11 protein-coding genes are annotated in these 13,220 nt (G+C 49.6%); 9 read left to right on the top strand and 2 right to left on the bottom strand.

The window, feature by feature from the left end:
- Positions 1-187: 187 nt before the first annotated feature.
- Both H6F88_RS09855 and H6F88_RS09860 read left to right on the top strand, forming a co-directional pair.
- Positions 188-1,885, top strand: coding sequence for a GMC family oxidoreductase (locus H6F88_RS09855; RefSeq protein WP_190642583.1), 1,698 nt, complete (start codon positions 188-190; stop codon positions 1,883-1,885).
- Between the two features lie 158 nt (positions 1,886-2,043).
- Complete coding sequence (locus H6F88_RS09860) at positions 2,044-3,714, top strand: GMC family oxidoreductase (protein WP_190642584.1); 1,671 nt, start codon at positions 2,044-2,046, stop codon at positions 3,712-3,714.
- 82 nt (positions 3,715-3,796) lie between these two features.
- Here the strand turns inward: H6F88_RS09860 and H6F88_RS09865 are convergent, their stop codons facing one another.
- Together H6F88_RS09865 and H6F88_RS33940 are read right to left on the bottom strand one after the other, a co-directional pair.
- Positions 3,797-4,798 (bottom strand): glycosyltransferase family 2 protein, encoded by a 1,002-nt coding sequence (locus H6F88_RS09865; protein ID WP_190642585.1) that lies wholly within the window; start codon positions 4,796-4,798, stop codon positions 3,797-3,799.
- A gap of 85 nt (positions 4,799-4,883) precedes the next feature.
- Entirely contained in the window at positions 4,884-5,609 is a 726-nt protein-coding gene (locus tag H6F88_RS33940) for an acyltransferase (protein ID WP_190642586.1), read from the bottom strand.
- A 283-nt stretch (positions 5,610-5,892) separates the two neighbouring features.
- On the opposite strand from H6F88_RS33940, the gene H6F88_RS09875 reads away from it, so the two are divergent.
- From H6F88_RS09875 to H6F88_RS09905, 7 genes are all read left to right on the top strand, one after another.
- Positions 5,893-7,539 carry an alkaline phosphatase family protein gene (locus tag H6F88_RS09875; RefSeq protein ID WP_190642587.1) on the top strand — a complete coding sequence of 549 codons (1,647 nt, stop codon included), beginning with the start codon at positions 5,893-5,895 and terminating at the stop codon, positions 7,537-7,539.
- Between the two features lie 244 nt (positions 7,540-7,783).
- Positions 7,784-8,947: an FAD-dependent urate hydroxylase HpxO gene (gene hpxO / locus H6F88_RS09880; RefSeq protein WP_190642588.1), complete on the top strand. Its 1,164-nt coding sequence runs from the start codon at positions 7,784-7,786 to the stop codon at positions 8,945-8,947.
- A gap of 12 nt (positions 8,948-8,959) precedes the next feature.
- Positions 8,960-9,316 carry a hydroxyisourate hydrolase gene (gene uraH / locus H6F88_RS09885; protein WP_190642589.1) on the top strand — a complete coding sequence of 119 codons (357 nt, stop codon included), beginning with the start codon at positions 8,960-8,962 and terminating at the stop codon, positions 9,314-9,316.
- Positions 9,317-9,325: 9 nt separating this feature from the next.
- Positions 9,326-9,826, top strand: a complete 501-nt coding sequence (gene uraD, locus H6F88_RS09890; protein WP_190642590.1) for a 2-oxo-4-hydroxy-4-carboxy-5-ureidoimidazoline decarboxylase — start codon at positions 9,326-9,328, stop codon at positions 9,824-9,826.
- Positions 9,827-10,027: 201 nt separating this feature from the next.
- On the top strand, positions 10,028-10,177 hold the full coding sequence (locus tag H6F88_RS09895; RefSeq protein ID WP_190642591.1) for a hypothetical protein: 150 nt from the start codon (positions 10,028-10,030) through the stop codon (positions 10,175-10,177).
- Between the two features lie 217 nt (positions 10,178-10,394).
- A complete protein-coding gene (locus H6F88_RS09900; RefSeq protein WP_190642592.1) occupies positions 10,395-12,881 on the top strand; it encodes a phosphoketolase family protein in 2,487 nt (828 codons plus the stop codon).
- A gap of 124 nt (positions 12,882-13,005) precedes the next feature.
- Positions 13,006-13,146, top strand: a complete 141-nt coding sequence (locus H6F88_RS09905; RefSeq protein ID WP_190642593.1) for a hypothetical protein — start codon at positions 13,006-13,008, stop codon at positions 13,144-13,146.
- Positions 13,147-13,220 lie beyond the last annotated feature (74 nt).

Consider the following 13,220-nt stretch of genomic DNA (forward strand, 5'->3'; position numbering starts at 1 on the left):
CTGTTGAAAACTACCAAACGTGTTTTTGCGTAAGAGTTTCTCCTCAAATAAAGCACGACAACTTGAAGATTCAGTAAAAGGTCGCAGCTTCGCTCCCCAGGTTAAAGTAAAGCGACGTATATTTGCAGGGAATTACAGAAAATTCTGTGGAATCTGTTGTCTGAAATAGCCAGTTAATCAACTCATTATGCTAATTGATTCACGCACTTTACCTGCTGATCAAGTTGTTGAAACAGACGTTTGCATCGTCGGAGCTGGTCCTGCGGGAGTCACGCTAGCACGAGAACTGGCTGGGCAAGATTTTCAAGTTTGTTTGCTAGAAAGCGGTGGGCTGGACTTCGATCCTGATACTCAAGCACTCTGCGAAGGCAAGACAGTTTCTCCGCAGCGCTATCCCGCTGACGAACTGCATGTAGGGCGCTGTCGGCAGTTTGGCGGCTCTGCCAACTACTGGTGCATTCAGATCGATCGTGACGAAAATCAGGCTCACGTTCGGCACGTCACGCCAGACGACATTGATTTTGAGCAGCGAGACTGGATTCCTTATAGCGGCTGGCCATTTCGCAAAGCTGACCTTGCCCCCTACTACCAAAAAGCTAACGCGATCTGCAAAATCGGCCCAGATACCTACGAAGCCGCTGCCTGGGAAACTGAGCAGGCAAAACGGCTTTCGTTTCAGGGCGATCGTATTCAATCCAGCGTCTTTCAGTTTGGCCCTCGCGCCGTTTTCACCCACGAGTATCGAGAAGAGCTGAATCACGCAAGCAACGTCACCACCTACCTCAACGCCAATGTCTTGGAAGTTGAGACCAATGAAACTGCCACTGCGGCAACGGGCTTGCGCGTTGCTACCTTGGACGGCAAAGAGTTTCGCGTCAAAGCCAGAATCGTGGTGTTGGCAACTGGCGGTTTTGAAAATGCTCGACTGTTGTTGCTTTCAGACAAAGTTCAGAAGAATGGGCTAGGCAACCAGAATGACCTGGTTGGTAGATTCTTTATGGATCATCCTGGCTTTCGATTTGGCGTATTCATCCCTGCCGATCGCAAATTGTTCAACACAACTGCCCTGTATGACCTGCATCGGGTTAAGGGCACGCCAATCATGGGCAAGCTGACTCTGAGCGAAGAAGTCTTACGTCAAGAAAAGCTGCTCAACATTTGCGTCATGCTGGTGCCCAGACCCAGCGGCTACGAATCTAAAGCCGTGAACTCTTGGAGAAACCTGCTGTCTGCCGTCAAGCGCAAACAATTGCCCAAAGAGATTTGGAAGCATGTAAAGAACGTGGTGTCTGATCTAGATGACATCGTCAACTATGCCTACCGTCGTGCCAAAAAGCTGGAGTTTATCTACAGCCCCCGTATGGGTGGCTGGTCGCGTCGTCCGGCAGACATTCGCAACCTCAAAGCGTTTGAGGTAATCGCTCAGGCAGAGCAAACTCCTAACCCTGAGAATCGGGTAACGCTAACGGATGAGTGCGATCGCCTCGGTCGCCGCAAAGTTTGCCTCACTTGGCGCTGGAGCGACATTGACTTAGAAACGATCAGACGAGTCCAGCAAATTTTGGCCCAGGAATTTGCTCAATCTGAGCTGGGCGAATTTCAGCCCCGTGATGAAATCGAAGGTGGACTTCCTCGCTTTGGCAGCACCCATCACCACATTGGCACCACTCGAATGCACCCGGACCCCAAGCAGGGCGTGGTCGATGAAAACTGTCAGGTTCACGGCGTTTCTAACTTATTTATTGCAGGCAGTTCTGTCTTTCCTACGGGGGGCGGTTATGCTAACCCCACGCTCACCATTGTTGCGCTTGCCGTGCGGTTAGCAGACCATGTAAAAACAACGATGGCAGCAAATGTGAGTACCGTGAATGGTAGTCCTGTATAGGAATGGTGGGTGGGGCACTCTGTGCCCCACCCACCATTCTTCAAAACATTACGATACTGCACTTCCCCGTGAGTTAGAAATGAGAGAAGTAAAAGCTTTCATTCCTAACATTTTGATTTGAACTGTCCCAAGCCGCTAGTCAACAAGGCATTGATTTTATGATGATTGACGCACGCACACTACCCCTCAACGAAACCATCGAAACCGATGTTTGCATTGTTGGCACTGGGCCTGCGGGCATGGCACTCGCGCTAGAGTTTGCAAACAAGGATTTCCGCGTCTGCATGTTAGAAAGCGGTGGCATTGAGCGGGACGAAGAAATTCAAGATTTGAGCCGGGGTAAAACGGCTCACCGCTACCCCGATCTAGAAGTCACCTACAATCGTCAAATTGGTGGCACAGCCAACATCTGGCATATCCAGGTTGGCAAGAATGAAATGGGGGCGCGGTTTGTTCCCTACAACGAAACAGATTTTGAATATCGCGAGGAAATTCCCTACAGCGGTTGGCCCTTCAGTCGGGCTGACCTAGACCCGTTTTATCAGCGTGCCCAGAGCATTTGTGGACTTGGACCTTACAACTACGACCCAGATTATTGGTCTGACGCGAAAACGCCGAAACTGCCGCTGAAGGACGATCGCCTTAAAACGGTGATGTGTCAGTTTGTTCGCATCAAGACCTTTATTCAGAAGAATCGCGAGGTCATCCAGCAAGCGAAAAACATTACAACCTACTATTACGCTAACGTACTGGAGGTTGAAACGGATGAAACCGCCAGCATTGCAACGGGTGTGCGAGTTGCATCAGCACCCGGACAAGAGTTTTTTGTGAAAGCCAAAGTCGTAATTTTGGCGGCAGGTGGCTTTGAAATTCCGCGACTATTGCTGTTGTCTAACAAAGTCCAAAAAACTGGATTGGGTAATCAGCACGACTTGGTTGGCAGATTTTTTATGGATCATCCCTGCTACTTCGGTGGGGTGTGGTACCCATCGCGTAAGCAGATGCTAAACACCAGTGATTTATACGATCTGCGCCAGGTAAACGGTACCCCGGTCATGGGTAGACTCGCCCTTACCTCTGAGGTCGTGCGTCAGGAAGGAATTCTTAATGTGTTTGGCTTCCTGCATCCTCGGCAGGCAGGTTATCGCTCTCCGGCAATCCAGTCAGCCCGAACCTTGGCAAATTCTCTGCGTCGCGGCAAACTGCCGAAAAATTTGTTCAAGCATCTGGGAGATGTTTTGGGTGGATTTGGTGATCTCGTCGCGGTTGCGCGCAAACGGTTATCTAAACCTACCGCTGATTTAGCTGCTGCGGATAAGGGCGGCTGGTCATATTTACCGGATAAAGACAAACTGTTTAACTCATTTGAACTGCTGCTCTCTGCGGAGCAAATTCCTGACCCCAATAATCGAATCACGCTGATGGAAGAGTGCGATCGCTTCGGCCGCCCCCGCGTACAGCTTCATTGGACCTGGAAAAACGACCTTGACCTCCGCACCATCAGGCGAGCACAGCAGATTTTCAAGGAAGAATTTGAGAAAGCTGGTTTAGGTCGTCTAGAAATTGGCGACCCAAACGCAGAGCCAGAAATGACCGCCAGCAGCGCTCACCATTTGATGGGCGCAACCCGAATGCACAACGACCCCCAACAAGGCGTAGTAGACGAAAACTGCAAGGTTCACGGCGTTTCAAACCTGTTCATCGCCAGCAGTTCCGTCTTCCCAACGGGGGGACAGGTTAATCCTACGCTCACTATTGTTGCTTTGTCTGTGCGCCTAGCCGATCAGGTTAAGCAAGTCATGGCCTCTAACGTCGCGATGGCGGAATAGGTAGTTTCTTTGGAAAACCCTACGGGGCGAACGGCTGTTCGCCCCTACGGATAGATTATGCAGATAGACTACACAGTCGAGCTTATCCCTTAACCATTTGCTCGATTAGCCCAAAGACACCGCCATAGTTCTGTCCATTCCGGGACTCCTGGAGAATCTTTTTGGCTCGTCTGATTTTGCGTCTGAGCCGATGCTTTAGGGCGCGTTGGTTGGTTAGAAAGTCGTAGTATTCCTGCTGCTCAAAGGCATCTGCTTTGGCATTTTGAATCACAACCTGAGGATGCTTGAGCGGAAAGGTCATCTCCTGGGTTGGCATATTTGCCCGCCAATCATACACATCACCCGTGTGAGCCGCTGCTGCATTGAAGCCGATGTTAGACACCAGGTTGATGTTGGGGGCGATTGCCAGTCCATTCTGTACCCAGGAAGCAAAAATCCACTGCCAATCCCAGGTATCAATCCCTTTGTCATAAGTTGTTTGGAACGTGTTGCGCCACCACCGAACCGCTTTTGGATCGCCTAGAACATCGGTTAGCCAACCGTTATCGCGAAGCTCGGGCCAGAGCTTCATCTCTGGATCATAATTTTGCCAGGACCGCCGCCAACTGGCCCAGCCCCAGAAGTGGGTATAGCGGGAAAAGTAGTAGCTGTCCTCAGTACGCCTCCGCCCCATCTGAAAGTTATCACCACAGATGGCAACAATTCGCTCATCGTCCCGGTAGCGCTCCAGCAATTCCTGGCAATAGCGGAAAAAGCTGGGATGAGGAACACAGTCATCTTCTAGAATGATTGCCTGCTCAACCGTGTTAAATACCCAGTCCAGTCCGCTATAAATCCGCCCCAAGCAGCTTAAATAGCTATCGGCATAATTAGTTAATACCTCACAATCCCAATCGACCCGTTCGATAATGGCGCGAGTCTGGGCACACTTTTCGGCTTCGCCTTCCTTTTCGGGTCTGGGTGCATTGGCAACCACCAGCAGCTTAGGGGGTTTTGCCTGACGAACCGCTTCAAACACCTTCTCGGTGGTGTGAGGTCGCCGATAGATCAGCATGGCTACTGGCGTTTCTAGCTCGTAAGACATCTAAACCTCTTCACTGAAGACAAAACTACAATTGCCCCTAAATCTTGGCACAGGACTAATCGCAACTAAGTAGATGGAAAGTCATTTAAGATTGCGGGGCTTGGGCTAACGCTTCTTTTAACTCCTCAACCGGATCGTTGCTGCGCCGCTGAGAAATCACCCTGGCAGGAACACCGACCGCAATTGAGTAAGGTGGAATATCTTTGGTCACGACTGCGCCTGCGCCGATCACGCTGCCCTGTCCGACCGTTACTCCATCCAAGATGGAAACACTGTGCCCGATCCAGCAATCGTCTTCAATTACAATTCCCTTCCGGCTAAGTCCCTGGTCGCGGATTTTGCGATCGCCATCTGCAAACTGATGATTGCTGGCATAGATGCCGCAGTGAGCCGCAATCAGACAATCCTTGCCAATGGAGATGTTGCCCGGACCGTGGATGACGGTGTAAGGTCCGATGGAGGTGCGATCGCCAATTTCAATTCGGCAATTATCGCGGCTGACCTTTACGCCGATGCCATAGGCAAACTGTACATTATTGCCAATGCAGATTTGGCTATTTTGTCCTTGACTATCCAGTCGAACGCCCCGGAGGATTTTAACGCCGTTACCGATGGCGATCGCAGGCGTATTCAAAAATTCTGCACCTGGCTCAATGTAGACCGACTTACCCAGCTTCCCTAAGATTTTGCTGTAGAGAAATCGCCGGATTGCCAACCCCTGCGATAGCGGAATCCACCCAACTAGGGCTGTAATTGTTGCCCCCTTGCGGCTTAGCCATGTTGAGCGAGGCTGAGACTTTTCAGTAGACATGGCTAACAACCAATAGGAGAACTCATCCCTACTGATATACCAAACCCAGAACCGAGAAGCAAAGCCTAAAACCGTCGTTCTTTCGGGATGTACATAGATTTCACCAAAACTTTATCGACTTCCCGATCGCCAACGCAGTACTACTAAGAAGAGATAAAGATGCCGTTTAACCAATAGCATTAATACGGACAGTTTCACTAGGATCAGCAAAAGTCCCGCATATTTGTTTGTCTCTAACCGTAGGCACTTAATTCCAAAGGCTAACTTAACCCCAATCGCAGAAATGACAAAGAATCCTATTGTTGCCATTGGCTTGGACACCGCCAACCCCCAGTTATTGGAAGACTTGATGTCCAAGGGATATCTTAAAAACCTGAAAGCGTTGCGGGAGCAGGGAGCTTACGGGCATCTGACCTACGCAAACTCTTCTGAAGAAATGCAGTGGACAACCTTTGTCACAGGCTGCACACCAGAGCAAACCGGACATTGGAGCCGACTAACGTTTAGTCCAGATAGCTACGCCGTAGGAGAATCCAGCGTTTATGGCTTCTCTAAACATCAGCCTTTTTATGCGTTAGGCGATGACTATCGCGTTGCCATCCTGAAAACACCCCAAGCACCCATTGCAGAAGGAGTCAGCGGCGTACAGGTTTCCAGACGGCGCTCTCTACCTACTGACCTGGTCGGTGAGCTAACCGAGAAACATGGCAAGATTCGCGAATACAAGGAATATGGCTGCTGGTGGGATCGTGGCAATCTAACTTTTCTACACAAAGCAACCCAAGAAGGCATCGCCCGCCACACCGCTATGTGTAAGGATTTGCTGCATCGGGAGCCTTGGGATTTATTTGTGACGGTGATTGATGAACCGCATTACGCTAGTCACGATTTCTGGTATCTCAGTCAGCCCGACCATCCGCTCCATCCCTATCGGTCAAAAGACATTTTCTCTAGCGATCCGCTGATGGATGTCTATGAAGCTGCCGATCGCTCCCTCGGTGAAATCCTGGCTGAAGTTCCTGAAAATGCTCACGTTCTTGTCTTCTCGATCGACGGTATGGGCTGGAATACGACCGACCTTCCTAGCATGGTCTTCCTGCCTGAATTGCTGTATCGATTCAACTTCCCTGGACAGTATGGACTAGCGAAAGGCAAGGTGGGAACTCCTGCCCCCGCTCCGATTGCCAACCCCAAGCGGCAGAGTTGGGCTGGTGAAGTTTGGCAACTGAGACACGACCCCAACCCGATTCGAGGAGCAATTCGACGTTTGCTGCCCGGTAAGTATCAGGACAAGCTAGATCAATATCTGGGTTCACCTCAAAGACCTGCGCTCACGTCCCCCTACCAGTTGTTAAAACAGTATCCTTCCCTCTTTTGGCAGCCTACGCTGTGGTACAAAGCACTTTGGCCCCAGATGAAAGCCTTTGCCTTACCTAGCTTTGGAGATGGTCAGATTCGGATCAATCTGCAAGGTCGTGAGAAACAAGGGATTGTGCCTGTGTCTGAATATGACAGCCTTTGTGAACAACTAATGCAGCATCTTTACAGTCTCAAGGATGCTCGGACGGGTCAGCCAATGGTGACCCGTGTGATTCGGACGCGCCAGAATGCTCTAGATGCTGATCCAGGAATTCCCGATGCTGACCTGTTGGTTGAGTGGCAGGACTATCCCAGCGATGTCGTAGACAGCCCTGACTTTGGGCGGATTGGTCCAATTCCTTACTGCAACACGGGCGGACACAAACCTGTTGGCTTTCTCATGGCAAAGGGTCCAGGCATTGAGCCAAACTCTGACCTACCAACAACCAGTCGCGTAGTTGACTTAGCTCCTACTGTACTAAATTTGCTCGGTGCGCCGACTCCTGATTATTGCGAAGGCAAACCGTTGTTTAATCGCGAAGTTTCTAACGTCTCAAATTCAAGCAGCTAAGCATTGGTTACGGCGAAACGAGTTAGCTGAGCAGATTATTAAGAGGCGCATCTCTCTGGGGTGCGCCTCTGTTGCTGTGCAAGCCTAATCTTCTCCTATAGACCTAATTTGCATAGCTATAGCTGTATCAGCAATTACATCAATTGGTTGGGCTGGGATGTTAGTTAAAGCTTTGCGCTGTAGTTTGTCCTGACAATTTTAGAAGCGATCGCACCATCAGCAAATAAGTACAGGAGGAAGCAGCATGGACAACCTGAAGGTCATAATTATTGGTGCTGGCATGGGCGGTCTAACTACAGGCATCGCTATGCGTCAGGCAGGCTATGAGGTCGAAATTTACGATCGCGTCAGCCAATTGCGTCCCGCTGGAGCCGGAATTTCACTCTGGTCAAACGGCGTAAAAGTACTAAATCGTCTGGGTTTAAGTCAGGAAATTGCGGCAATTGGTGGACAGATGAATCGCGTGACTTATTGTAGTCAGACAGGCGAAAAACTCACTGATTTTAGCCTGCAACCTTTGATCGATTGCGTCGGGCAGCGTCCTTATCCGGTTGCCCGTACTGATTTACAGAATATGTTGCTGAATGCTTTTGGTGCAGAAAACGTCCAGCTTAATTCAAAGTGTGTCGCGATTGAACAAGATGCTGATAGCGTCACTGCCATTTTTGAAGATGGACGTAAAGCCACTGGAGATGTGCTGGTTGCAGCCGATGGAACGCATTCGATCACGCGCAGCTATGTGTTGGGTCATGCGGTTGAGCGGCGATATGTTGGCTATGTCAATTGGAATGGATTGGTACCTGCCAGCGATGATCTTGCTCCCAAAGATAGCTGGGTGATTTATGTGGGTGAACATAAGCGAGCTTCGATGATGCCAGTAGGGGGCGATCGCTTCTATTTCTTCTTTGATGTGCCGCTCCCCACAGGCACAGTCAGTAGCCCTGGAACCTATCGAGAAGAATTAGCGAGTTTCTTCAAAGGTTGGGCAGACCCAGTACAAAACCTGATTCAGCGGCTTGATCCATTGAAGACCAATCGGGTTGAAATTCATGATGTTGATCCGTTGAAGACGTTGGTGCGCGATCGCGTTGTCTTACTCGGAGATGCTGCTCACAGCACGGCTCCTGATTTAGGACAGGGCGGCTGTCAGGCAATTGAAGATGCGCTGGTTTTGGCAACCTACTTACAGACCACTAACATCAGCGTGGCAGATGCTTTGAAGCGATATGAGACGGCTCGGTGCGATCGCGTTGCCGACATCATTACTCGCGCCCGCAAGCGATCGAACATGACGCACGGCAAAGACCCCGAAAAAACTCAACAGTGGTACGAAGAATTGAGGCACGAAGATGGAACTGAGATTCTAAACGCCATCTCAAAAACTATCCTGGCAGGCCCATTGCATTAATCCTCTTGATTTATGGGAAAACTCACGACGCATGTTTTGGATACGGCTCATGGTTGTCCTGCGGCTGGGATGACGATCGAACTGTGGTTTGTAGGAACGACAGGACAAAAGATTTTGCTCAAAACGGTTACGACTAATGCCGATGGGCGGACAGATTCACCTCTGTTGACAGATCGGGAGTTCACCACTGGTCTATACGAACTCGTGTTTACTGTCGGCGCATATTTTGGGCAAAAGATAGATTCGTTGCCCAACCCACCCTTTCTCGATCGCATTCCGCTCCAGTTTGGCATTGCTGACTCGACGGTACACTATCATGTGCCGCTGCTGGTGTCGCCCTGGTCATACAGTACCTACCGGGGAAGCTAAACGAGATTTATGTCTTACTCGATTGCTCAGCTCAATCAAATGAGTCAAGAGGAGTTTGTTGATGCATTGGGAGCCGTGTTTGAAGACACTCCGGCGATCGCTCAAGCCACTTGGCATCAGCGCCCCTTTGCCAACGTGGCAGAACTGCATCAGCAAATGGTTGGCATTGTCAATGCGCTGAGTTTGACAGAACAATTAGCCCTAATTCGTGCCCATCCTGACCTGGGCAGCAAAGCGAAAATGGCAGAAGCTTCTGTGCAAGAGCAAGCAGGTATTGGGTTAGATCAACTCACTGCTTCTGAATATGATCGATTTCAAACTTTGAATGCTGCCTATAAGGAGAAGTTTGGATTCCCTTTTATCATTGCGGTCAAAAACCATACAAAGGACAGCATCTTAGAAGCTTTTGAGCGCCGTCTCAATCACACTACTGAGACAGAAATAGCTCAATCTCTTGCCGAAATAGCTCAAATCGCTGAATTTCGCCTATTCAATCTAGTTTCTCACTAGGTTTTTTACCTAGATCGGTTTTCGAGGGTGTGAATCGTTGCGCGAGCTGGCTCGCGCAACGATTCACGCTGGAAATTTACTCCTGAGTCGTGCCCATCTATCGAAGCTACTCATGAGAAACGGTGCAAGCCGATTTTTGTAGCCTATGTCATCTATACCTATGATGTAGACGTTAAGAATATCCAAACTACAGAGGGCTCAATGCAAAACAACATCGACAATCGGCAAGCGTGGACAACTGAACAGATGGTTTACCTGCTCAAAATTTGGCGATCGCCTTCAGCCTTGGAATGGCTGTCTCTAACCCCGTTGACAACGATGGCTGAACAAGTGAAGAGTTTATCCAATTAAGCAACAGCATGGCTCAAGCATATCTCCCTGAATAGGTAATTCAAGGGATAAGAGGTAAGAGCTACCACTAGGGCAACAAAACTTCTTCTAAAACTAAAGAAATAGGGTTAACTCTGAATGCCTTACTTAGGGAGGATTTAGATTTTCAAGCAAGAGCTTTGAATGCCTCAAGAAGCGTTTGCTTGTCGGAACAATTTACCCCTATTTCTTAATAGTCATGGTAGTAGCAACTCCTCTACAGACAAAGCCTCTGGCAACGGAAGAACTGCGAAAGATAAATGCCTACTGGCGGGCAGCCAATTACCTCTCCGTCGGGCAAATTTATCTTCTCGATAACCCTCTGTTGCGAGAGCCGCTGAAGTTAGAACACGTCAAGCCACGACTGCTGGGACACTGGGGAACTACTCCAGGACTCAATTTCATCTACGCTCATCTCAATCGAGTCATCAAGGCTCAGGACTTAAATGTAATCTACATTGCAGGTCCTGGACACGGTGGTCCAGGGCTAGTTGCTAATACCTACCTAGAAGGTACTTACACCGATTACTATCCCAGCATTTCTCAAGATGCTGAGGGAATGAAAAAACTGTTTAAACAGTTCTCATTTCCTGGTGGCATTCCGAGCCATGTGGCACCTGAGACGCCTGGATCAATTCATGAAGGGGGAGAGTTAGGCTATGCAGTTTCTCACGCTTATGGTGCGGCGTTTGATAACCCTGACCTGATTGTCGCTTGTGTAGTTGGAGATGGTGAGGCGGAAACTGGACCACTTGCCACCAGTTGGCACTCTAACAAGTTTCTCAACCCAGTTCACGACGGGGCAGTGCTGCCGATTTTGCACTTGAATGGCTACAAAATTGCAAACCCAACGGTGTTAGCGCGGTTAAGCCATGAGGAACTAGACAATCTGTTTATAGGCTATGGCTACAAGCCCTACTTTGTGGAAGGATCAGACCCAGAAACAATGCATCAGTTGATGGCAGCAACGATGGATGTGGCGATCGCCGAAATCAAAGAGATCCAATCTGATGCTCGCGCCAACGGCTTTAGCAAGCGCCCCCAGTGGCCGATGATCATCCTCAAATCTCCTAAGGGCTGGACGGGACCAAAAGAAGTTGATGGCAAGAAAACGGAAGATTATTGGCGATCGCACCAGGTTCCTTTCTCCGAAATGGCCAGCAAGCCCGACCACGTCAGGCTGCTCGAAGAGTGGATGAAAAGCTACCAGCCAGAGGAACTGTTTGATGAGAAAGGCACCTTGATTCCTGAATTGGCAGAGCTAGCTCCTCAGGGACAACATCGCATGGGCGACAACCCCCACGCCAATGGGGGTGTTCTGCTGCGGGGTTTGGTTCTACCCGACTTTCGAGACTATGCGGTAGATGTACCAGAACCGGGTACCGTTGTCGCTGAGGCAACCCGCGTCATGGGAACTTTTCTGCGAGACATCATGCAGCGCAACCAAAAGCAGCGTAACTTTCGCCTATTTGGTCCTGACGAAACCGCGTCTAATCGTCTCAGCGCTGTCTTTGAAGCCACCGATCGCACCTGGGTAGCTGAAACCCTACCGGAAGATGACCATCTCTCGGCAGATGGTCGGGTGATGGAGATTTTGAGTGAACATACCTGCCAGGGTTGGCTAGAGGGCTACCTGCTTACAGGTCGGCACGGGTTGTTTTCGTGTTATGAGGCGTTCATTCACATCGTTGACTCGATGTTTAACCAACACTCGAAGTGGCTAAAAACAACTAATCACATCCCCTGGAGAAGGGCGATCGCCTCTCTCAATTACCTGCTCACTTCTCACGTTTGGCGGCAAGACCACAACGGGTTTTCTCACCAAGACCCTGGCTTTATTGACCACGTACTCAACAAAAAAGCAGAAGTGATTCGGGTATATCTTCCCCCGGATGCCAATACGCTGCTGTCTGTGACGGATCACTGTTTGCGAAGCCGCCAATATGTGAATGTGATCGTCGCAGGCAAACAGCCCGCCTTGCAATATCTCGATATGGATGCAGCAGTCAAACACTGTACTAAAGGCATTGGCATCTGGAGTTGGGCCAGCAATGATCAGGGCGTGGAGCCAGATGTAGTGATGGCTTGTGCCGGAGATGTACCCACTTTAGAAACGCTGGCTGCGGTGGATATCCTTCGTAAATACTTCCCTGAGCTAAAGGTTCGGGTGGTGAATGTGGTGAATCTGATGAAACTTCAGCCCGAATCTGAACACCCACACGGCTTGAGTGACAAAGACTTTGACTCTATCTTTACCACCGACAAGCCCATCATTTTTGCCTATCACGGCTATCCCTGGCTGATTCACCGTCTCGCCTATCGCCGGACTAATCATCACAACCTGCATGTGAGGGGCTACAAAGAAGAAGGAACTACCACTACCCCGTTTGACATGGTGGTGTTGAATGATTTGGATCGGTTTAGCCTGGTTGATGATGTGATCGATCGCGTTCCTAAACTGCGGTACACCGCTGCTCATGTCAAGCAAATGCTGCACGACAAGCTAATCGAACATAAGCATTACATTGCTGAACACGGTGATGATATGCCAGAGATTCGTAACTGGAAATGGGCGTATTACAGCAACCCTGATTCTGCTGCGGTACAGGACTCTGGAACAAAACTACACGATAGTACTTCTCCCTCTCAAGCCGGAGAAGAAGGCGCTTCTAAATCCCGTGCTTAATCACCTGTGTTACTTAGATCTACAACTTCTGAGAGAAGTCGCAGATCTTAACTCCTGCGATCGCAAATTCTACTAAAACAGGGAGCTTCGGCTCCCTGTTTTGCTCAGGAACGAAAATCAAACAATGTACAAAACTCGTAGGTTGGGTGGAGCAAAGCGAAACCCAATGCTCCAGGATATTGGGTTGAAGAATGAAACTCAACATCCTGGACAGCAAACTTTGAACGTTGGGTTCCGCTCTGCTGCACCCAACCTACACAACTAGAACAGGGGGCTTCGGCTTCCTGTTTTGCTAGCAAACGTTTTACCTAAAACTCGCGCAAATACAACCAACAATCA

The sequence above is a fragment of the Oculatella sp. FACHB-28 genome (genome assembly GCF_014696015.1).
Classification (GTDB): domain Bacteria; phylum Cyanobacteriota; class Cyanobacteriia; order Elainellales; family Elainellaceae; genus JAAUTN01.